Below are 21,908 nucleotides of genomic sequence, written 5' to 3'. Positions count from 1 at the left end.
CGTTAGCGCAAGGACAAAGAAGCCATGCCCGAGGCAGAAAACATCGTCCGCATCAAGAACATCAACGTGATCTATGGCGGCCATCACGCCGTGAAAAACGTCTCGCTCGACATTACGCGCGGCGAGGTCGTGGCGATCGTCGGACCCAGCGGCGCGGGGAAGAGCACGCTGCTGCGTGCGATCAACATGCTCGAACAGCCGTCATCCGGTACCCTCGAAGTGGGCGCCATCCGGTTTTCGGTCGACCGCAATCTGTCCGCCGGAGAGCTGTTGAGGCTCCGACGTTCCACCGGGATGGTTTTCCAGTCCTTCAACCTGTTTCCGCACATGACCGTGCAGCGCAACATTTCGCTGCCGCAGATGCGGGTTCTGGGGCGCACCAGGGAGCAGGCGGACGCGCGCACCGCCCAATTGCTCGAACGCGTACACCTTACGGACAAGGCGCACTCCTACCCGGCGCGCCTGTCGGGTGGCCAGCAGCAGCGTATCGCGATCGCACGCGCCCTGGCTCTTGACCCCAAGGTGATGCTCTTCGACGAACCCACGAGCGCCCTGGATCCCGAACTCGGGCTTGAGGTGTTGGCCGTGATGCGCGAGCTCGCCCAGGAAGGCATGACAATGATCATCGTCACGCACGAGATCGCCTTTGCCGCAGACGTCGCCGACCGCGTGATCGTCATGGCCAATGGAGAGATCATCGAGCAGGGTCCGCCTGATGCCGTGATCCGCAACCCGTCGTCGCCGCGCACGCGGCAGTTCTTCCGTGCCGTGGTCGATCGCAGATGATCGACCTGCTGGTTTCACTGCTCAGAGGCGTTCCGGCCACGCTGCTGGTGACCTTCGGCGCTTTCGCAGTCGGGGCCATCGCAGCCGTGCCGCTGGTGCTGATGCGACGTTCCCGGTGGCTCCTTCTAAGCATGCCGGCGCGCATATACATCGACGTTGTCCGGGGAATCCCGCCGATCGTCTGGCTGTTCATTATCTTCTTCGGATTGGGCAGCGGAGTGATCGTTCTCAGTTCCTATCAGGCTGCGATCCTGGGTATGGGGCTGGTATCAACGGCCTATCTCGCTGAAATCTACAGGGGTGGCTTCCTGGCCCTCTCGAAGGGCCAGCGGGAGGCGTCCACGGCGCTCGGTATGACGCGCCTGGATACGCTGCGCTACATCCTGGCGCCGCAGGTCCTGCGCGTCTCGGTTCCGCCCATGGCGACCTTTCTTGTCAGCCTGCTCAAAGACACGACCGTGGCCTCCACGATCGGTGTCCGCGACGTGATGATGTACGCATCGCAGCAGGCCCAAGGCGGAGGCGGCAGCTTCATGCCGTTCATTTTCGCTGCGCTTCTCTACATCGCGCTGTCGATACCCGTTGTCGTGTTGGCACGCGCCGTGGACGAGCGGCTGCGCTCAAGAGGGCAAGCGAAATGAGCGAGATGCTGGCCAACTGGCTGGACTGGTCCCCCCAGCTTTTCCAAGGAGTTCTTGTCAGTCTCCAGTTGGCGGGCCTGGCGCTGCTGTTCGGATTGCCTATCGGTCTCGTTCTTGCGCTTGCCTCCTCCTCTGGAAACAGGCTCGTCCGCTATTTCGCGGTGGTACTGGTCGAGATCGGGCGCGGCGCGCCTGCACTCGTCGTCCTGCAGATGGTCTACTATGGATTGCCTGCTTCGGGGATGACCGTAAGTGCCTTCACCTCTGGCGTGATTGCGTTGGCGCTAACGACAGGCGCCTACACCAGCGAGATCCTTCGGGCCGGTCTGAACGCGGTTCCGCATTGTGAGATCGAGGCGGGCTTGGCGCTCGGCATGACCCGCCGGGACATCCTGCGCTTCGTGGTGGTCCCCCAGGGAATCCTGTTCGCAATACCCGCGCTGATGGGCTTTGCCATTCTCATCTTCCAGGCGACGGCCCTTACATACACGATCGCCATCCCCGAACTTCTGGCGCGCGCCTATCGCGTGGGTGCGGCCACCTACCTCTACCTCGATGTCCTGATCCTGGCGGGCCTGTTCTACCTCGCCATCACCGTCCCGTTCGGGTGGCTGGTCTCGTACACCGAACGTAGGCTGGGCAGCCATCTCGGCTGACCTGCAATCAAAAACCATCAATGTCAGAGGAGAGCAAAGTGAAAAATTGGAGTAAGATCATCTCGGCCGCAGCCATTGCCACGGCCATGGGTGCCAGCGTCGCGTCCGCACAGGATTGCAAGCCGGAGCATGCTTTCGAAACCGTGTCGGCGGGCAAACTCACCGTCGCGCTCACCAACACCGCTCCGTATTCGCTCGAAAAAGACGGCGGCATCGCGGGTATCGACGGCGATCTCGTGAAGCGTTTTGCCAAGGAGAATTGCCTCGAGATCACGTATGAGATCTTCACATATCCAGGCGCGGTTTCCGCAGTTCAGTCGCGGCGCGCGGACATTGCGCTTGGCGGCTTCTATCGTACCGCCGCCCGCGCGAAGGTCGTCGCTCTGTCCACGCCGGTCTATCTCGACCAACTGTCCGTCACCTCGACCGACGGCATTGATACCGTCGACGGTCTGCTGGGCAAGAAGGTCGGCACCGTGGAAGGATATCTGTGGGTCCAGGACATGGAGAAGCTCTACGAAGGCTCCAAGACCTATCCATCGTCGCTGAACCTCGCCCAGGATCTTCATGCCGGTCGTATTGAGGCGGCGCTCGACGGCTTCGGCTCCGCTGTCATTCAGAACGAAGGGCAGAACTACGAGGTGCATGTCCTGAAGCCGGATCCGCGCATCGATGCGACCATGAACCCGTCGCAGACCGCCTTCCTGCTGGACAAGAGCAATGAGGGCTTCGTTAAGGCGGTCGACGCTTCGCTCGATGTCTACCGCAAGAACGGCGCTATCGCCGAAGCGCTCAAGGCTTACGGGCTGGATCCGTCAGCCGCAGATGTCGGTGAAGCCCGCGTCATCGAGTAAGCCGCTGGTATGAAGGGCCGCCCTGCCTGCCCCCGCTTCTAGGAAGAAAACCAGATGCGGCGGGCGGCCTGTACGTTTGCCGCGCGGCTGCAATTCGCGAGCAGAATTTCGTAGTGCACCCCGAGTCTGAGACGCGAAAGGGGTAACAGTTCTTCATTAAAGGAGAGCTGATGAGGAAAGAAGACCTGGGGTGCATTACAGCGCACCACAGATCCCTCCGGTCACATAAGGTTACAGCGAGGAACGGTACCGGTTCAGGCTCGTTAGCCCTGCATCCAATCCATCATGGAGAAAAACGATGCAGGATATTTCCGGCAAGCGCGTCGCCATCCTTGCGACGAATGGTTTTGAACAGTCCGAGCTTGAGGTGCCGCTGAACAAGCTGCGCCAGGCCGGCGCCGAGGTCGAAATCGTGTCGCTCGAAAGCGGCAAGATCAAGGGCTGGGACCACAGGGATTGGGGCCGCGAAGTTCCGGTCGACAAGACCTTGGACGAGGCCCGTGCCGATGCCTACGATGCGATCGTTCTGCCCGGCGGCGTCATCAATCCCGACCTCTTGCGGGTCGAGCGCAAGGCGCTGGATTTCATCAGTTCGTTCTGGTCGGCCAACAAGGTCGTCGGCGCGATCTGCCATGCGCCCTGGCTTCTGGTCGAGACCGGGATCATCAAAGCCCGCCGCGTCACATCCTACAAGTCGATCAAGACCGACGTGATCAATGCCGGCGGCCTGTGGCAAGACAGCGAGGTCGTCACCGACCAGGGGCTGGTCACCAGTCGCAATCCCGGCGATCTCGACGCCTTCTGCGACAAGCTCACGGAAGAGATCAGGGAAGGGCGGCACGACAGGCGGGCCGCGGCTTAGCGCCGAACCTTGTTCACCAGCCGCGCCGCGAAGGATCTCGGCATGGGTTGTTCAGGCGCTCTTCGCCCCCTCCGCCTTGCGCAGCGACGCCTGATGCACCAGCGACGTCCAGCTGTTGGTCGAGGCAAGGTGGCAGTAGAGCAGGCTGAGCGCGCCTGACTTTCTCAGGTCGAGGAAGGCCTCGTCGCTCAATTTGTTGAAGGCGGCCTCGTCTATCACCTGGAAATCGGTGAGGTTCAGCACCTCGCCTCCTTCCAGCGTCACCTTGCTCTGGCGCGGCGCGAACAGGGCATGCGCGTCGATCTTGTCGACCATCTCGCGGGTCGCCCTGAAGTCGATCTGGAACTGGTTGCAGAAGGCGAGCGCCTGCTTCGTCGCCTCGGTCGCCTCGTTACCGCTGAAGAACGGCAGCACCTTGTCGTCGCGGAACGGCGCCAGCAGCTGGTCGATGACGCGCTCGCTCGCCCGGTCGACGCACAGCGTCAGCCGGCCGGGCTGCTTGGGATCGTCGGCGAGAATGAAGGGATAGCGGCGGACATAGGCGGGGATGTAGTGCGGCCCGGCCCAGTTGCCGTCGGCGTCGACGAACAGGTTCTCGTCCTGGCGCAGGCCGGTGATGATGACGGGCGCCTTGGCGGCGCCGATGAAAACGATCGGGTAGGAGCGCATCGCCGCCGGCATTTCCGAGGCCACCACCGGGATGGCATGCGCCGAGCGGGCGAAGGAGAAATCGCTGCGCGCCGTCAGGCCGAGTGAACCGTGCCGCGCCGGATTGAGCGCCTCGGGCCTGGAATAGAACAGCGGCAAGGCCTCGCCCGCCGTTTCCGTCTTCGCACCGCTGTCAGCCATGTGTCCGTTTTCCTCCTCGCACCGGCCAACCAGGCCGGCCCGTCCAGCATTGAATTCCCAAAGCGGGGTCTGTTCTTGTCGCGCCGGCCTTGCTTCGAAGCAATCCTGCGCAGGGACAAAGTACTACAGCGTCGCCGGCGCGCATAAAAGGACACGCGCTGCTGTATTTTGGCGTTTGCGCCCTAATCGCCTTGCGGGACGCCCGCAACCATGCCGGCCCTGGAGCGGTTCACCGTTTCGCGGAAACGGCGAGCCGCGCTATCTCTTTGTTTTTGCGCAATTCCCAGGGAAAGCGCTGCGCGCTTTTCCCGGGAAGACCGTACACACTTTTCCTGGAATGGCTCTATGGACAGCTTGCCGCGAAGCGGCGACAGTGGCCTCGCATGGCAAAATCCGGGAGCCGTAGCGGTCTTGCGTCCGGAAATTGCGAGGATATGAGGAACCGGAGCGGGTCTGCCCTTGGCCGCCCGCTCAGCAAGCGCTTTGAGGCGGGGTGGCATGGCGTCGGCATCGGATTTCGAACAGGCGGTCGGACAGGCATTCACCGTCGAGGCCGGCGGCAGGCAGATCGCGCTCGAATTGAGCGCGGTCAACCGCATCGCCTCCAGCCCGCGCCCGGGCGGCGGTTTCTCGCTGCTGTTCAAGGGTCCGCGCGAAACCGCGCTGCCGCAGGCGACTTACCGCTTCGCCGGCAGTGGCGCGACCCACGATATCTTCATCGTGCCCGTGGCCGCCGACGCTACGGGGCGGCTGTATGAGGCGGTGTTCAATTAGAGTTTGGAAGCAGGCGTGAGCGCAGCAGCGGTGCGATTTGTGAGACGCTGGCGCGAAGGATCGATACCGAACAAGCACCGCCGAATTGTGCGACGACCGGAACAGGATTCTCGGCCCGGGAATGACGAAGCGGATGGCCTCCCCGTTCACCCACTGTCTGCGCCACCCCGCGGCGGCGCGCATGCCATGAGATCGTAGACACCCTTGTCCTCGACCGCTGCGAAGCCGAGCTCGAGATAGAGCCGCCTGGCCGGATTGTTCTTCTCGACATGGATCGAGGCCGATTTGCCCGATGACCATGCCTCGTCGATGAGGTCGCGCAGCAGTGCGGCGCCGTGGCCCTTGCGGCGATGGGCCGGCAGCAAGGCGATGTCGATGATGCGGTGCTGGCTCGGCCAGCGCTCGATGTAGAGGCGGCCGATGGGCTGTCCGGCCCACTCCACCACCAGCCAGTCGGCCTCGGGATAATGCTTGCGGTAATGCGCGTGCTGCGCCTGGAACTGCATGTCGAGGAAGGCGACCTTCTGCGCCTCGCTCCAGTCCGTCACGGCGAGCTCTTCCATGCGCGTCGAGGCGTAGAGCCGCGCCAGGAACGGCATGTCGGCCTCCGCGGCGGGGCGGAAAGCGAGGCCGGCCTGCCGCGACCGCGGCCAGGCCGGGAGCCGCTGCGCATGTTTCGCTTCTGTCACGCTGCCTGACGTCACACCGGCGGCGTCAGGTCGCGCACCACGGTAATCTGCTTGAGGTTGCTGGTGGCCAGCGCCGTCCAGGTCCACTCCCATTCCGAACTGTCCATGGCCATCTGATTGATGGTCCACAGACCATTCGTGCCGTCGTTCTGGATCATCATCGAGAACAAGGCAAGACGGCCATCGGCATTGTAGTCGAGCGACAGGCGGGTGTTGGCGCCGGAGGCGTTGAAATCGCGCCATCCCGACCAGTTCTGGGTGGCGGCGTTGTATTGGGCGTTGAAGGAGTGAACATGCTGCTGGTCGGAGGCGACCAGCATGATGTCGCCGTCGCCCTGGATGCCGGCGCAGAGCGTATATTTGGGAACCCTGCTGTAGCCGGGCGTCGCCCAGGCCGTCCAGGTGTCGGAGCCGGCCGGCAATTGCTTGGTGTGCAGGACCTGGCCCTGCTGCGTCATGGCGAACAGATTGGTGCCGCCCAGCGGACCGATGATAGGGGCCATTTCCGTGAAGGGGTAGCCGGCGTCGATCTGCACCCATGGCGTCCAGTCGGCGACCGTCAGCGCCTGGGCCTTGGCCTGCTGGCAGCGATAGAGATGGAGGGCGGAGTTGATGCCGAACAGCGCTATGCGGCCGTCTGCCTGGCGCAGCGCCGTGATCGCCACAAGCTGGCCGGTCAGCTGAATCCAGGCGCTCCACGGCTGGGCAGGCGGCCTGAGCTCGTCGACGGTGACGACGATCGGTGTCGTCGTGCCGGGCGGCGTGATGGTCTTCTGCACCTGCACGATCACATCCGGGTTCTGGTAGATCCACCAGACGCGGCCCAGATTGTCGGTGAGGAAGATCTCGATGCGGCCATCGGCATCGCGCGCCATGGAAAGCTTCTGGTAGCTGAAGGCGCCGGGCGGCGCGCCGATGCCGACCGGCGCGGTCCACTTGTCGATCGGGCCGATCTGGTTGGCGTCCTCGGTGATGAAGGACAGGCTGGTGGTGCCCGAAGGCTGCGCGACCACGGCGACGCGACCATCCTTGGTGAGACCCGCGGTCATGATCACCCAGGCGCCGGGCGCGATGACAGACCAGGCCGACGGCCATGGTCCGTTCGGCGATGTCTGTGCCTTCTGGATCAATTGTCCCTTGGCCGAATCGATGCCGACGACCATCAGCCGCGACAATTCGAAAAACGTCGCGCCGGCGGGCATGTGCTGGTAGGCCGGCGCAGTACCGGGTCGCCGCGAGCGAGCGCTCTCGCGGGCCTTGGAGGCGGTCCTTGGCACTGCTGCCGGCGTCTTGGCCGTGGGGGCCTTCGATTTTGGTTCTGCTGTCTTGGCCATGATATTGGTCCTGCCCTGTTGGCGGGGAATTTAGCCTCTCGGCGGGAAGACGCCTTGCAGCGCGATGCAGAAGTAGCAGGTGAGATAAGGCATCAAATTGTTGTGCGGCTGGTCACCGCCGGCGGGGGCGAGTGCCTGATCCGCCATCTGCGCGTTGGGCGTACTCGAGATATAGGCAAAGCCCCCTTGCGAGCGGGCGAGGGAGCGCGCCGGCGTTGGCGCCTTCAAGTCTGCGTCGTCTGATGCCGCACGGGAAAAGTGAGAGTGACTTGGAATTTCCGATTCCAAGAGGCTTACCGTCTCTGATCCGCCCGTTTCCCCAAGATCGTGAAGCGAAAGGCCGGGTCCCTGTCCGGGGTGCATCGGTGCACTGCCTTGCAAGTCAGGTAGTGCGAAGTTGCTTTTGCCGTCGCCGCCATAGACGGTGCCAAGCAACGAAAACAGCGCCGTGTTTTGTGATAACGGCAGCAATTGTCCATCGCACCACGCCCAGCCCGTAGGCGCGAAATTGAACGGAAAGATACGAATTTCAGCGACGAACGGATCGGACATGACGGTCCCTTTTCAAGTCTGCGACGGAAAAACGCCGAACAGCGAGATGATAAAATTGACACAGAGATAGGGTTGGAAATTTTCGTGCGGTTGGTTGCCGCCGATCGGCGAAATAGCGGTGGCGCTGAGGTTTATTCCCGCAACGTCTTCTATATAGATCGAAATGTTGGGCGACTCCGCAATCGCGTTGCCTTGCGCGTTGACCGAACTGCCCGGGCTGCTCGACGCCATGAATTGATGGCTATGGACAGGCAGTTGCTGCGCCGTCAGTGTGACCGCCTCAACACCTCCGATTTCGGCGAGAATGAACCCGCTGCCTTGATGTAGGGGTACGCGCCCGCGCAGGTCGGGCAGTGCGAATGTGCTTTGGCCGTCGCCGCCATAGGTAGTGCCGATCAGCTGGAACAAAGTCTCGTTTTCAGAGATCGGCAGCAATTGTCCTTCGCAGAACATCCAGCCGGCTGGCGCGAAATTGCCGGCAAATATGCGGACCTCACCAACAAAGGGCTGTGGCATGGTATCTCCGTCAGGGGTGGGAGGGGAAGATGCCTTGCAGCGCGATGCAGAAATTGAGCGTCAGGAATGGCTGCATGTTTGTATGCGGTTGACTGCCGCCGATGTCGCCGACCGATGAAGGCGTGAGAGGCACCAAATTGGTCGGCGCGGCATAGAGATTATTGGTCGCCGCGAGCAGGTTGCCAGTCGCTATAGGCGTGCCGGCATTGGTCGAAGACGCCATGTATTGATGGGTATGAGTAGGCATCTCCACTATCGAGAGCGTATGGCCTTGCTCACCACCGCGCTCGCCAAGCGAATGGCCCGATCCAGCATGAATGGGAATGCGCCCGCGATAGTCGGGAAGTGCAAAGTTAACACGCCCATCGCCACCAAAGGTGGTGCCAAGCAATGCAAACAGCGGCTGGTTCTGGTTGATCGGCATAAGCTGCCCATTGCACAAGGCCCAGCCCTTGGGAGCGAAGCCAAATGACATGATCCGAATTTCAGACAGAAACGGTTCGGCCATAAGCACTTCCCCCTTGGCGCGCCTAGATTTGCATGATTTCCAACTAAAATCCAGGTCGAATAGATATGGCTTCCGAGAAAGGATAGAAAGAAAACAGCAGTATGGCAGTTTTCTAAGAATTTACGAAAATCCGTAAGGAAAATCGCTGCGCAGATTTCGTTCAATGTGCTCCAGAACTACATCGCGACGACCCAAGTTCATACGAAATCTTTGTTTGTGCACGTCACGAACAGAGCTCGGTTTTGAGCGATAAGCATTAGAACGGATTTGGCAACGGCACTGTCCCGCTGAAGAAGCCATCGGTCGTCACCGACGGTGAATCGTTGACCGTGGCACTTCCGCCGCCACTGCCGATATTGCGTCCCTGAATATAACTGACGACCCCAGCCGGGTCGAACGGCGCACCGGCGTAACCCGGCATCTCGACCCGGGTGTCGAACCGTTGCCGTATGCGGAAATCGTCGACACTGCCGACGCCGTGGGCGAAGGTATTCTGCAAAGCGCCGGCGCCGCCGAGATTGAGGCGCACCGTATGGCTGTCGGTGACGCCAAAGACGTTCGCTGATGTTGACCCCGCGTTGAGGAAGAAAGCTTCTCGCGAGCCAGCCGGATCGGTTCCGACGGAGAATTGGTTGCTCTGCACAGTTAGATTGAGCACGCCATTGCCGTCGTTTGCCAACACATTCATCGCGCGGTCGAATGCTTCCACCACGACGTTTCCGGCTACAGATGCGGTATGGGTTCCGTTGCCATGAGCTTCGAGGTCGATGCCGAAGCCTTGCGCCGACCCGGAATTGGCAACGCCAACCGTGCCGATATCGTTGTTGCGGATGAAGCCGTTGAACAGTGCGGCGGAACCCGACGTGCCCAAGTTGACGGTGATTGCGCTCGAGATCGCGCCGCTGATCGTGTTGTTGTCAATGTCGTAGTTGACCGTGCCGGTATAGCCGCCGAACGCCAGGCCCGTTGCGGCGTTGATTGTGATGCCTTGGCCAAGAGCTGTCGAATGACCGCCTGTGAGCGTGTTACCGGAGAACACGATATTGAGGTTGCCAGAGTTTGCCGCAGCCGCCTGGAAATGATCCCCGCGATTGGCCGTGAATGTGCTGCTGGTGACTGTGGCCGAAATTGTCGCGGTACCGTCGGCCTCAACGAACAGGCCGTCATCGCTCTGCGTCTTGGACGAATTGTTGCTGAACTTGCTGTTGTTGACCGTCAGCGACAAGGTCCCGTTCGAATTGCGGATCGAGACGTTCTTTGCGAATGAGGTGGTGACAGTCGAATTGGTGATGCTTGCTGTGCCGAACAGACCGCTGGGCGTTACAGTGCTGACACCGCCGAAATCGATACCCGCATCCTCAACCGCGGTGCCATTGTTGGACAGCGTCGACCGGTTGAGCGAGAAATTGGTCACCGATGTGCCACCGATACCGTCATTGGTGCTGTTGATGATATTCATGTAGCTGAGGTTGACCGAACTGGTCGAATTCAGCAGGACACCGGTACCCGTCGAATTCTGGATGGTGCCGCCCGAGCCGTTGTTGGCGCCGCCGCTATCGCCGGTCACCGTCAACCCGCCAAGGGCACCGGTGTTGTTGAGCACGATGCCGTTGGCGGCGCCGTTAGCCGAAATGCTCCTGAATGTCAGATCGCTCGCGCCGATCGTCGTGTTGGCGACGTTGAGCGCGGTGCCGGTACCGGATGTGATCGTGTTCGGATTGGCGCCGGTTGTCACCGTCACCGTGCCGCCGCCCGTGGCGCCGAAGCCGGTGCCGCTGGTGGTGTTGATGACCAGCCCGCCATTGGTGAAGTTGATCGTCGCGCCGGTGTTGTCGGTCAGGTTGACACCGGCCGAACTGCCCGACGTGATCGACTTGGAGGCACCGGAGAAAGTGATGGTACCGGCGGCGTTGTCGTCGAGGAGGACGCCGGTCTGGCCGGCCACATTGTGGCTGATGTTGCCCGACAGCGTGATGTTGCCGGCGCCGGCGGCGCGATCCTGGATATTGACCGCCTGGCCGGTTCCGCTGGTGATGGTGCCGGCATAGGTGAAAGCCGCCGTGCCGCCGGTGTTGGCGCTGCCGGCGCCGTCGCCGATGCGAATCGTGGCGCTGCCGCCGCCGACCAGCGCGCCACCGCCGAGGTTGACCGGTCCGCCGGTAACAGCGTCGAGGATCACGGCGCTGCCGCCGCCGGCGCTCGTGTTCGTGGAAGCGAAGGTCATGCCGCCGGCGCCGATAGCGACGGCGTCCATGTCGACCGCAGCGCCGCTGCCGGTCGAAATCGTGTTGCCGGAGCCGGTGACGCTCACCGTGCCGCCGCCCGAGGCGCCGATGCCGATGCCGCTCGTGGTGGTGATCGCCAGGCCGCCATTGGTGAAGTTGATGGTCGCGCCGGCGTTGCTGGTCAGGAGCACGGCGGCGTTGGCGCCGGTCGAGAGCGTTTTCGACGCGCCGCCGAAATTGATCGTGCCGCCGGAATTGCTGAGCGCGACGATGCCCAGTCCGCCATCGTTTCGGGTGATGGAGCTGGCGTTGTCGAAATTGACCGAGCCACCAGCCATGCCGCGAATGTTGGCGACGTTGCCGCCAGGGTTGGTGATGTCGACATTGTTGAGATTGATCGTGGCGCTCACGTCGTCGTTGGTAAACGTGCCCTGGTCGCCGTCGACGGCGAACGCATGGTTCGTCAGCGCGCCGGCAACCGTGTCGATAGCGACGTTGTTGAACGTATAGGTACCGGTCGCGTTGTTCGCCACATCGCCAAGGATGGTGATGCCGGTCGTCCCGGTCAGGCTGGCGTTGTTCACGGTGACGTTGCCGGCGACACCGTCGACCACGATGCCGGTGCCGCTGGTGTCGTTGAGCCCATTCGCCAGGGCGGTGGTGAAGTTCACCGCGCCGCCGGTGGTGTCGGCGACGACGATCAGGCGCTGGCCGCCGGTACCTTGTGTGATCGTGCCGGCATAGGTAACGGTCGCGTTACCGCCATCGACGCTGAACGCGGTTCCGTTCGGGCTGGTGATCGAGGTGCCGACGCCGAAGCCGAACGTGCCGCCGGAATCGTTGAGGATGTCGACGCTGGCATTGCCGCCATTGAGCGTCGTGGTGCCGTTGAAATTGTAGATGCCGTCGGCATTGTCGAACTGCAGGCCGGGGCCGTCGGTTGCCGACAGCGTGCCCGTCTGGAAGGTGATCGTTCCCGCGGTGTGGCCGGCGATGGCGACCAGCGCGGCATTGCCGGCCTGGGTGATGTTGCCGCTATAGGTGATGTTCGCCGCGCTTGCGTCGACGTTGAAGGCCGTGCTGTTCGGGTTGGTGATCGAAGTGCCGGCGCCGAAGTTGAACGTGCCGCCCGAATTGTTGACGATATCGATGCCGGCGTCGCCGCCATTCAACGTCGTCGTGCCGTTGAAATTGTAGGTGCCGTCGGCATTGTCGAACTGCAGGCCGGTGCCGTTGTTCGCCGACAGCGTGCCCGAGAAGGTCAGCGTGCCCGTATGGCCTGCTGAAACCGACACCAGGGCGGCGTTGCCCGCCTGGGTGATGTTGCCGCCATAGGTGGTGGTTACGGTGCCGCCGCCGACGCTGAATGCCGTGCCACCGCCGCCGCTCAGCGTGCCGGTGCCGAGGCTGGCGGTGCCGGTGACATTGGTCAGGACGACACCGCCGCCGCCGGACGACGTCGAGTCGAGCGCGACGTCGAGGGCGGCATTGGTGAGATCGATCGCCTTGTAGCTGGTGGAATTCACCGTTTCGCTGCCGGCGGTGGCGATGATGTTGATCGTCCCGCCGGGGCCGGTAATGCCGGCGCCGGTAGTGGTGTCGATTGTCAGCCCGCCATTGAAGCTGGTGGTGCCGCCGCCCTGGAACAGGCCGGCCCCGCTGGTCGTATCGATGTCGGCGAGCCCGCCGACGTTGAGCGTGCCGCTCTCCCAGCCGATGCCGCCGCCCGTCGAGGCGGTGTTGTTCACCGTCACCTCGTTGAAACTGAAGGTGCCTGTATTGGTGCTGGTGGCATTGATGCCGGCACCCGTCGTGCCGGTGACGGTGGTCGCGCCCGTGACCGTGAACGTGCCGGCGACGCCGTCGAAGATGATGCCGCTGGCGCCGCCGCTGGCGTTGACGCTGTTTACGATCATGCTGACGGTCAGCGGATCGAGATTGAACGCCACGCCGTTGATGGTGTCGACGGTGCCGCCGCTGCTGTTCAGCGCAAAGGTTGTGGCCGGGGGGCCCTTGGTGTCGACGAGGACGCCAGTGCCGCCATCATTGAACGTGGTGAACGTGCCGAGATCGAGCGTGCCGCTGGTGCTGGTGAAGGCAAGGCCGTTGCCCTGGACGCGCGCGCCTGATGTGCCGACGTCGAGCGTGCCGGCGCTGACCGTGCCGCCGGCGCCAGTGGAGTCGAACGTGACATTGTCGAAGGCAATGCCGCCGCCGGTGCCGCCGAGCACCGTATTGCCGGCGAAGGAGCGGATGGCGATCGAATTGTCCGTCGCGCTGATGTTCTGGCCGGCGAAGGACGCGGCCAGCGCAGATCCCGTCGATCGCAGCGTATTGCCGTCGATCGAAAGCAGCAGCGTGTTGGCCGCCGCACCGGTCGTGGAGAAGTCGAGCGCCCTGCCGCCGGCTGATATGTCATTGTTGCGGAGGAAGAAACTCGACGCGGCCGACGCATCGACGGCAACACCGGCGCCGGTGCCGGTGTTGCGGATGATGAGATTCTCGATGCCGCCGGTGATCGGGCTGGTACCACTGGTCGCCAGGGTGATCACCGACCCGGCAGTGTTGCTCTGCAGGATCGGCCGCAGCGTGTCGATGCCGGCCGGTGCGGCGATGATCGGCGAATTCTGCACCGTGGTGAAGTGGAATGCCGCCGACGCGCCGCTGCTGGTGTCGACACCGAGCTGCGAGACATCGATGGCCGTATCGTTTTGCCCGAAGGCGAGCAACACCTGCCCGTCATCGAGCTGGAACGACGTGCCGCTCAGGTCGATCGTTTCCTGGCTACCGGTGCCGTTCTTGTCGATCAGCACGATGACATTGGCCGTGGACGCCTGGGCGTTGGCATAGGTGCCTGGATTGACGAAGCTGCCGTCGCCGCCGCCGGTGGCGTCGGTGGTGACGTAGTAGACCTTGTAAGCGGACAGATTCGACGTGTCGCCGGTGAAGGTGACGTCGTTGAAATTGTAGTCGCCATTGGTCGGCAGGGTGTCGATGGCATGGATGGCCTGGCCGCCGGTGGTCGCGATCGTCGATTCGGCCAGGCCAGCGCCGTCGCCGAACACTAGCCTGGCGTTGGTGGCGCTGGAGAACTGGACGCCATAGCCGACATTTTCGATTTTCGAGGTCTGGCCCGCCGGATTGTTGTTGGCAGTGTCGCCGAGCTGGATCGTGCCGGTGCCGGTCGTGCCGGCCATGTCGATGCCGATAGTGCCGGCGAAGCTGCCGCCGTCGACGTCGAAATCGCCGGCCTTGATGTTGCTCGTGCCGAGCGCAGCGCCGTTGAGGTCGAAGCCGACCGCATTGGCTGCATTGAGCCCGATGTTCAGGCTGTCGAAGCCCAAGGTCGAGCCGAGCGTGCCGGATATGTCGACACCGCGCGAGGTGATGTTCTGCAGGTCGACCGCGCCGAGATCGATGGCGCCGCCGACTATATTGTTGAGCGAAACGCCGGTCGCCGCGCCATTGACCGAAACGGAATCGAAAATAACGCCGCCCGCGCCGACCGATGCGCCGTCGAGATCGAGCGCGGTTCCAGTCGTTGTCGTGATGGTGTTGCCGGTGCCGGAGATGCTGATCGTGCCGCCGGAGCCCGCGCCAAAACCCGCTCCTGCCGTCGTCGTTATGTCAAGGCCGCCATTGCCGAAGCCGATCGTGGCGTTCGGGTTGCCGATCAGGCTGACGCCGTCCGTCGCGCCCGAGCTGATCTGCTTGGTCGCGCCCGAGAAGGTCACGGTCGCCGCCGTGCCGTTGTCGATGCCGGCAACGACGATATTGCCGCCGGCGCCCGCAAGGCCATCGGTCAGGTTGCCCGACAGCGTCACAGAACCGCCGGTCAGTTCCTGGATCGAGACCGCCGCGCCGGTGCCGTTGCTGACGATGGCGCCCGCGTAGGATATGTTCGCGTTGCCGCCGCTCGCATTGGTGCCCGAGCCGACATTGAAGGCCGTGCCCGAACCGGTGTTGGTCAGCGTGCCGGTGCCGAAATTGAACGTGCCGCTGAGGTTCTGCAGGTCGATGCCGCTGCCGGAACCGAACGACGCGCTGGTCGAGGCGAAATCGATATTGCCGGCGATGCCGTCGAGGGCCACCGCCTGCGCGTTGGTGGCATTGACCGTACCCGTCAGGACATTGACCGTGCCGACGCCGCTGGCGCTGAACGCCGTCGCGCCGTTCGTGGAAATGTCCACATCCGTGAAGTTGACGGTGCCGGCGTTGTTGGTGAGCGAGACGCCGTTGCCGCCAACAGTCACCTTGTCGGTGAAATTGATCAGACCGCCGCCGTGATTGGCGATCGAGATGCCGCCGCCGGTCAGCGTGCCGGCCGGCCCGCTGTTGGGCAAGATGCCGCGCGTCACGGTGATGTTGCCGGCGCCGCCGTCGACGTCGAGCAGCGTGCCGGCGACGTTGACGTTGTTGTTGGTGATCGACAAATTGCTGTCGAGGCCGGCGACCTTGAACGCCGTCTGGCCGGCGCCGACATTGCCGACCGTGACGCCTTCGATGACGATGCCGCCGGCATTATTGAAGCTGCTTGCGCTCTGGTCGATGGTGAAGACCGAGCCGCTGCCGCCTGTGAAGTCGAAGGCGGTGTTGCGCACTTGGTTGCTGCCGAGCAGATGCAGGGTATCGCTGCCCGTGCTCTTGACTACGCCCTCGTCGCCGGTGACGTCGCCGCCGGTGGCGCCGAGATTGCCCTGCACGTTCACCGGCTGGATGGTGCCGGTCGTGGTGATGGCGTTGCCGTTGCCGAAGCCGGTGATCGACTGGCCGGAATCGAGCGTGAACGGCGTGCCGCTGAGGTCGACCGTGCCGACGAAGGCGAAGGTCTGGGTGCCGGTCTTCAGATCGGCATCGGCAACCGAGATGGTATTGACTGACGTACTGAGCCCAAATGAGCCGGCGGCGATGACGCCGCCATTTTGCGACACCATGAACACCCCGCCGACGGCGCTGGCCAGATTCGCGCTGCCGGTGAAGAGCACGTCATCGAAATCATAATTGGCGAGCGCGGCGAGACCGACGGTGTTGACGGTGAAATTGCCCGCCGCCGCGGTGATCGTCGAATTGCGGCCGTTGGCGTCGGCGAATTCGCCGTCGCCGAAGGTGAAGCTGGCGTTGGCGCTGGTCGCCGCCGTCTGGCCGGACGACAGATCGACGCCGATGCCGGCGCCTGAGATCGACGATCCGGTCAGGAAGGTGATGGTGCGGTTGCCCGTGGTCGAGGACAGGTCGATGCCGCGCGAGCTCGCGGCGTCGTTTCCGGTGATCGTCGTCAGCCCGAAATCGGCGGTCGTGGCCGAGCCGGAGAAGTCGATGGCGGTCTGGCTGGCGCCCGCGCCGAGGCCGCTGAGGGTGGTCGTGCCGAAGCTGACGTCGTTGTTGGTGCCGGAGAAATCGATGCCGGTAGTGCTGGTCGCGCCCAGCGTCACATTGGTCGTGCCGAAGGTGGCGCTGCCGGCCGCATTCGAGATGGACAGCGCGGCGCCGGTCGTGCCGGTGATCGACAGCGTGCCGCTGACCTCGAATGTCGAGTCGGCGCCAAGGCTGGTGATCGACGCGCCGCCGCCGCCGGTCGCCGTGAGCGGACCCGTGAAGCGGATCGCGGTGTCGGTGGGAGCGGTTATCTCCCCGATATCGAAGAGGCCGCCGGTGCCGGTCGAGGTGATGGCGCCGCCGAATGTGATCAGGCCGCCGGTGGTGCCGTCGATCCTGACGGCTTTTGCCGCGCTGCTCTGGCTAATCGTGCCGTCATAGGTGACGTCGGCCGACGAACTGCCGATAACGATCGCGCTGCCGCCGGTATTGGCGATGGAGCTGGCCGCCCCGAAGGCCAGGCTTCCGCTCGAGCCGTTGAGGATCACGATGCCGAGGCCGCTGCCGCCTGATATGTCGAGATCGGCGAAATTGGCGGTGCCGCCGAAATTATTGACCAGCAGAGCGATATTGCTGCCGCCGGCGATCGTTGTGGTGCCGGTGAAGTCGACCGTCGCGGATGTGTTGGCCAGCACGACGCCGGTCGGCACCGACCCTTGGATGGTCAGATCGTTGATCGTGATCGCGCCCGACGCGCTGCCGAGGTAAAGCCCGATGGTCCCGCCCAGGATCGTCACGCCGGTGCTGGTGAAGCCGTTGATCGACGCCGTGCCGTCGATCGCCAGGAACGAGCTGTTGACGCTGAGGTTGGAGACGGTGTTGCCGCTGGCGAGGTCGATGGTGTTGCCGCCGCCGTTGTTCAGCGTCGCGCCACCGAAGCCGAACGGATCGGCCTGTGTCGCGCCGGTGACGACCTCCGTGCCGGTGACATTGGCCGGCGGCCCGCCCAGGCTGATGGTGGCGCCGTTGGCGAAGGAGACCAGCGACTGGCCGCTGGCCAGCGTGAAGCCGTTGGCATCGGTGTCGGTGGTCTGCACGGCCGCGGTCTTGACCAGCACGAAGGTCGTGTTGGCATTGGTGGTCAGATCGTCGGCCGCGGCGGCATCGATCAGGTTGGCGACGCTTGAGCCGTCGCCCGTTCCGGTGCTGCTCGAACCGACGAAGACGACGTTGGCTGCATCGAACAGCTGCGGTCCAACCAGATGCGTGCCGTTGAAGGCATAGGTGCCGCTGCCGGGCAGCAGGCCGCGCATGTCGAGCGAGGCGATGACGCCGGTGATCGATGCGCCGCCGGCCGCACCGAACGAGAACGCCGTGCTGGCGGTGGTTCCGGCCAGGCCGTTGGTGCCCATCTGGACGCCGGTGTCGACACCGGTGATGACGCCGCTGCCGATGGTCACCGAGCCGCCATTGGTGCCGGACAGGTCGACGCCGATCGAGGAGCCGCCGGAACTGCCGCTGATGTCGAGCGTGGCGGCGGTGAAGGTCGACGTGCTGCCCGAGAGGTCGAGCGCGGTGGAGCAATTGCACAGGCCGGTGATGTCGATGTCGTCGAAGCTGATGACGCCGTTGCTGCCGACGACGTCGATGCCGCTTCCGAGCGGCTGGTCGATGGTGACGGCGCCGCCGAACGAAACGGCGCCGGTGTTGTTTTCCAGCCAGACGCCGTCGCCGGGGCCGGTCATGCTCACCGGGCCACTGAAGGTGAGCGTGCCGGTGTTGTCGGTGGCGAGGATGCCCTCGCTGCCGATATGGGTCAGCATGACCGGCCCGCCGAAGGTGACCGCGCCGCCGGAATTCTGGACGTCGATGCCGATGCCGCCGGGGGCGGTGATGTCCGAAATATCGACGGCTCCGAACATGAAATCGGCGGTGCTGTCGAAGATCCCGAGGCCGCCGACGAAGGTGTTGCTGATCGTCGTTGCGCCGGAAACGGCGAAATTTCCCGATACGCCTGCCACCGTCGCGCCGAACAGGCCACCGTCCTGCGTCAGGCTGGCCAGCTTGACGTCGAGATTGGCGCCAAGCAAGGCGACGCCGGCCGCGCCATTGCCGGAGATCGTGCCGTCGGTGGTGCTGAACGTGCCGGTGGTGGAGAGGACGTTGACGCCGAAGCCGGAATTGTCGGAGGCGTTCAGCGTCTGGAATGCATATGTTCCGTCGCCGCCGACGAACAGGCCATTGCCGGCATTGTTCGACAGTGTCGTCGTGCCGGCGAAGACATAACTGCCGTCGCCGTCGATATGCAGGCCCTCGCTGGCGTTGCTCGTCGAGGTCACATTGTTGGCCGCGACGTTCATGGCGCCTTCGAACAGCAGCCCGTCCAGGCCGGCTCCGCTGACATTGACGCCGCTTATCGTCACGCCGGTGACGTTGTTGCCGTGGATGCCGTTGCCGCCGCCCGGATTGGCGTTCGAGACGTTGAAGTCGAGCAGCGCGCTGTTGTTGGCCAGCGTGACGGTGTCCGCGCCGGCCGAACTGGTGAGCGTCGCCGCGCCCGCGCCGTCCGAGATGGCGCTGGCGTGCGTGATGTTGTCGCCCGTTACGTTAACCGGGATGCCGCCGAGCGAGAATGTGCGGCCGTTGCCGAAGGAAGCCAGCGTCTGTCCGGCGCTCAGCGAGAACCCGTCGGTGTCGTCGATGGTGCCGCGGTTGACCAGCACGAAGATCGCGGTGCCGTCGGTGTCGGCATCGGCGGTGGCAATCGAGGCAAGGTCGAGCAGCGAGGAGCCGGTGCCCGAGCCGGTTGCGGCCGCGCCGACGAAGATGACATTCTGCTGGTCGAACAATTGCGGGCCGCTGAAGGTCGTCGAACCGAAGGCGTAGTGGCCGAGCGTCTGGTTGAGGCCGCGCACGTCGAGCGAGGCGGTGCTGCCGGCAATGGAACCGCCGCCGAAGGAGAATTCGGCATTGGCCGAGTTCAGCAGCGAGCCGGAAATGCCGAAGCGCACGCCGGTGCCGACGCCTGTGATCGCACCGCCATCGGTGATGACGATCGATGCCCCGCCCGAGGTCGGCGAGGCGAGGTCGATGCCGATCGAGCCGGCCGCACCCGTGCCGGCGATGTTGAGCGACTGTGCGGTGAAGTTCGTATGGCTGCCGGAGAAGTCGAGGCCAGTGCCGACGCCGAGGCCCGAGATGACGATGTCGCCTGCCACCACCGCCGCGTTGACGCCGGTAAACGAGATGCCGTCGCCGGCGGGAGCGCTGATGTCGATATCGCCGAAGCGGATCGCCGCCGGTGAGTTGGAAATGGCGATCGCCGGTCCGGTGGTGTCCGAAATGGTCGTGGCGCCGGTGACGGCGAAGCTGCCCGCCACGTGATCGAGCACGACGCCCGACGGACCGCCGGTCTGGTCGATCGAATCCAGCACCACATGCGCCGTGATCGGATCGATGAAGACGCCGACGCCGCCATTGCCCGACACGGTGCCGCCGGTGGTGGCGAAGCTGCCTGATGTCGAGGTGCCCTGAACGGTTATGCCGCGGTCGGCATTGTCCTTGGCGTTAAGCGTCGCGAATGTATAGGTGCCATGGCCGGTGGCATCGAGCCCGTCGTCGCCATTGCCCTGGAGCAGCGTCGTGCCGGCGAAATTGTAGGTGCCGTCGCCTTCGATGTGCAGGCCGTCGAGGCCGTTGCCGGTCGCGGTGAAATTGGAACCGGTGATGCCGGTCGAGGTGCCGGTGAAGGCGGCGCCATTGCCGCCGGCGCCTGTCACCGTGACATTGGTCAGCGTGGCGCCGGTGATGTTGTTGGCGAAGATGCCGTCAGCGCCGCCGGTGATGGTGATGCCGTTCAGCGTGTCGCCATTGCCGAGCGCGATCACGTTGCTAGCGACGTTGGTGCCCTGGATGGTGCCGTCGCTGCCGCCCAGATTGAAGGTGCCGGTGCCGCCGCCGAACAGCTTCGCGGTGACGCTTTGGCCGCCGCCGATGACGGTCTGGCCGTCTGCGAGCGTCGTGCCAGTGGTGGTGATGTTGCCGTTGCCGCCCAGCGCCACCACGAAACCGCTGGCGCCTGCCTTGGCCACAGCGTCGTCCAGCGTCGTCGGATCGGCCAGCGTGCCGGCGCCGGCCAGGCCGCCATCGGCGTAGTAGAACTTTCCGAAGGCGGCATTGGTGGCGGCGTTTATGGCGACGCGCGTCGTCGAGCCGCCGGGCAGTTCCTGGCTCTGGATCCTGACGCCGATGTCGCCGCGCACCCGCTCGTTGACGCGCTTGCGCAGGCCTTCGCTGATCGGATAGACCGGCTCCGGCCCGCTGTCCGCGCCGCCTTGGCCGGGATTGAACGGGATGCTCAGCCGCACGCTGCCGGCGAACTGGGTGTCGTCGCGATTGTCGTTGCGCACCTCGCCGGTGAAGGTCAGCGCCGTTCCGGTGCCGAAGACATCGCCGATCTCATATTCGATGCCGGCCTTGACCCCGGTTACGCCGCTGTCGTCGCCATGCGGATCCTCGAAGTGGTAACCGCCTATGTCGAGCCGCAGCGAATGCTTGTCGGGAAGGTTGAGCGGCACCCGCGCGCCGATCTCGCCCTCGATGCCCCAGGCCGCGTAGTCGCGATGGTCGAGCACCGAAATCTGCTCGATCAACTGGTTCGAGACCATCGACAGGGTCGAGGAGACCGAATGGTCCGTCGTGTCGCCCTTGATCGGCACGAAGACGTTCACATGCGCGTCGAAATGCGGGGTGATGGCCTCGGCGCCGAGCGTGGCTGACGTGAACTGGTTGGAGTTGTAGTTCTCGACGTTGAGATAGGCGTAGCCGCCGAGCATCAGGTCGGGATTGACGATGCGGCGAATGCCCAGGCCGACATCCTGGCCGAACGCGTCCTTGAAATCGTGCTTAGCCCTGACATCCAGGAACAGCACCGATTCGGCGGTCTGCTTGATCGGGATGAAGCCTTCGAGCGCGGCGTTGCCGCCATTGTTGTCGGCGCCAATGATGGCGCGTATCTGCGGCTGCCAGAGGGCGTCGTCGCCATAGGCGGCCACGCCTGACAACGCCAGCGCCAGCGTCGAAAGCGCCGTCGTCTTCCAGAGATGCCTTGCAAAACGCGAGCGACCATAGGCCACGCGCGCGCGGAAATCCTCCCCGCGCGCCGCCATCTCCCCAACCTGCCGAGACGTCTCGGTAGTTCCCATCCCTGGCCGCCCTTTGGGGACTGCTCGCCCCCGCACCAATTCTTGCGCGAATTCCATTGTATAGCGAGTCCCCAACGTCGTGACTGCTGTTGTTGCGCCGTAAAGTTCTCACTTGTGGCAATGCCGCAACAGTAATTTTGCC

13 protein-coding genes are annotated in these 21,908 nt (G+C 63.9%); 6 read left to right on the top strand and 7 right to left on the bottom strand.

The window, feature by feature from the left end:
* Positions 1-24 precede the first annotated feature (24 nt).
* The 5 genes from LB541_RS08220 to LB541_RS08200 all read left to right on the top strand — a co-directional run bounded on the left by LB541_RS08220 (position 25) and on the right by LB541_RS08200 (position 3,799).
* A complete protein-coding gene (locus tag LB541_RS08220; RefSeq protein WP_263483292.1) occupies positions 25-786 on the top strand; it encodes an amino acid ABC transporter ATP-binding protein in 762 nt (253 codons plus the stop codon).
* Positions 783-1,427 (top strand): amino acid ABC transporter permease, encoded by a 645-nt coding sequence (locus LB541_RS08215; RefSeq protein ID WP_140492029.1) that lies wholly within the window; start codon positions 783-785, stop codon positions 1,425-1,427. The genes LB541_RS08220 and LB541_RS08215 overlap by 4 nt, the downstream gene beginning before the upstream one ends.
* Positions 1,424-2,083, top strand: coding sequence for an amino acid ABC transporter permease (locus LB541_RS08210; RefSeq protein ID WP_140492032.1), 660 nt, complete (start codon positions 1,424-1,426; stop codon positions 2,081-2,083). The genes LB541_RS08215 and LB541_RS08210 overlap by 4 nt, the downstream gene beginning before the upstream one ends.
* A gap of 38 nt (positions 2,084-2,121) precedes the next feature.
* On the top strand, positions 2,122-2,937 hold the full coding sequence (locus tag LB541_RS08205; protein WP_181170855.1) for a substrate-binding periplasmic protein: 816 nt from the start codon (positions 2,122-2,124) through the stop codon (positions 2,935-2,937).
* Between the two features lie 298 nt (positions 2,938-3,235).
* Positions 3,236-3,799, top strand: a complete 564-nt coding sequence (locus LB541_RS08200) for a type 1 glutamine amidotransferase domain-containing protein (protein WP_140492038.1) — start codon at positions 3,236-3,238, stop codon at positions 3,797-3,799.
* Positions 3,800-3,850: 51 nt separating this feature from the next.
* On the opposite strand, the gene LB541_RS08195 is transcribed toward LB541_RS08200, so the two are convergent.
* Positions 3,851-4,648 (bottom strand): SapC family protein, encoded by a 798-nt coding sequence (locus LB541_RS08195; protein WP_224618151.1) that lies wholly within the window; start codon positions 4,646-4,648, stop codon positions 3,851-3,853.
* A gap of 498 nt (positions 4,649-5,146) precedes the next feature.
* On the opposite strand from LB541_RS08195, the gene LB541_RS08190 reads away from it, so the two are divergent.
* A complete protein-coding gene (locus LB541_RS08190; protein ID WP_140492044.1) occupies positions 5,147-5,422 on the top strand; it encodes a DUF6916 family protein in 276 nt (91 codons plus the stop codon).
* Between the two features lie 146 nt (positions 5,423-5,568).
* Here the strand turns inward: LB541_RS08190 and LB541_RS08185 are convergent, their stop codons facing one another.
* From LB541_RS08185 to LB541_RS08160, 6 genes are all read right to left on the bottom strand, one after another.
* Positions 5,569-6,021 (bottom strand): GNAT family N-acetyltransferase, encoded by a 453-nt coding sequence (locus LB541_RS08185; protein ID WP_224618150.1) that lies wholly within the window; start codon positions 6,019-6,021, stop codon positions 5,569-5,571.
* A 101-nt stretch (positions 6,022-6,122) separates the two neighbouring features.
* Positions 6,123-7,445, bottom strand: coding sequence for a hypothetical protein (locus LB541_RS08180; protein WP_224618149.1), 1,323 nt, complete (start codon positions 7,443-7,445; stop codon positions 6,123-6,125).
* 30 nt (positions 7,446-7,475) lie between these two features.
* Positions 7,476-7,997, bottom strand: coding sequence for a phage tail protein (locus LB541_RS08175; protein WP_140492052.1), 522 nt, complete (start codon positions 7,995-7,997; stop codon positions 7,476-7,478).
* 12 nt (positions 7,998-8,009) lie between these two features.
* Positions 8,010-8,513, bottom strand: a complete 504-nt coding sequence (locus LB541_RS08170; RefSeq protein WP_140492055.1) for a phage tail protein — start codon at positions 8,511-8,513, stop codon at positions 8,010-8,012.
* 10 nt (positions 8,514-8,523) lie between these two features.
* Positions 8,524-9,021, bottom strand: a complete 498-nt coding sequence (locus LB541_RS08165; RefSeq protein ID WP_140492058.1) for a phage tail protein — start codon at positions 9,019-9,021, stop codon at positions 8,524-8,526.
* A gap of 256 nt (positions 9,022-9,277) precedes the next feature.
* Positions 9,278-21,730 (bottom strand): hypothetical protein, encoded by a 12,453-nt coding sequence (locus LB541_RS08160; RefSeq protein WP_224618148.1) that lies wholly within the window; start codon positions 21,728-21,730, stop codon positions 9,278-9,280.
* Between the last annotated feature and the right edge of the window lie 178 nt (positions 21,731-21,908).

Source organism: Mesorhizobium sp. BR1-1-15 (assembly GCF_020165475.1).
Taxonomy (GTDB): Bacteria; Pseudomonadota; Alphaproteobacteria; order Rhizobiales; family Rhizobiaceae; genus Mesorhizobium.
The sequence above is the reverse complement of the archived record's forward strand: the minus strand, read 5'-3'. Positions and strand labels throughout refer to the sequence as shown.

Excerpts from the sequence above, each read along its gene's own strand:
- LB541_RS08215 (WP_140492029.1), top strand. The coding sequence starts at position 783 with ATGATCGACCTGCTGGTTTCACTGCTCAGAGGCGTTCCGGCCACGCTG.
- LB541_RS08175 (WP_140492052.1), bottom strand. The coding sequence starts at position 7,997 with ATGTCCGATCCGTTCGTCGCTGAAATTCGTATCTTTCCGTTCAATTTC.
- LB541_RS08180 (WP_224618149.1), bottom strand. The coding sequence starts at position 7,445 with ATGGCCAAGACAGCAGAACCAAAATCGAAGGCCCCCACGGCCAAGACG.
- LB541_RS08200 (WP_140492038.1), top strand. The coding sequence starts at position 3,236 with ATGCAGGATATTTCCGGCAAGCGCGTCGCCATCCTTGCGACGAATGGT.
- LB541_RS08165 (WP_140492058.1), bottom strand. The coding sequence starts at position 9,021 with ATGGCCGAACCGTTTCTGTCTGAAATTCGGATCATGTCATTTGGCTTC.
- LB541_RS08220 (WP_263483292.1), top strand. The coding sequence starts at position 25 with ATGCCCGAGGCAGAAAACATCGTCCGCATCAAGAACATCAACGTGATC.
- LB541_RS08185 (WP_224618150.1), bottom strand. The coding sequence starts at position 6,021 with ATGCCGTTCCTGGCGCGGCTCTACGCCTCGACGCGCATGGAAGAGCTC.
- LB541_RS08160 (WP_224618148.1), bottom strand. The coding sequence starts at position 21,730 with ATGGCGGCGCGCGGGGAGGATTTCCGCGCGCGCGTGGCCTATGGTCGC.
- LB541_RS08190 (WP_140492044.1), top strand. The coding sequence starts at position 5,147 with ATGGCGTCGGCATCGGATTTCGAACAGGCGGTCGGACAGGCATTCACC.
- LB541_RS08170 (WP_140492055.1), bottom strand. The coding sequence starts at position 8,513 with ATGCCACAGCCCTTTGTTGGTGAGGTCCGCATATTTGCCGGCAATTTC.
- LB541_RS08195 (WP_224618151.1), bottom strand. The coding sequence starts at position 4,648 with ATGGCTGACAGCGGTGCGAAGACGGAAACGGCGGGCGAGGCCTTGCCG.
- LB541_RS08210 (WP_140492032.1), top strand. The coding sequence starts at position 1,424 with ATGAGCGAGATGCTGGCCAACTGGCTGGACTGGTCCCCCCAGCTTTTC.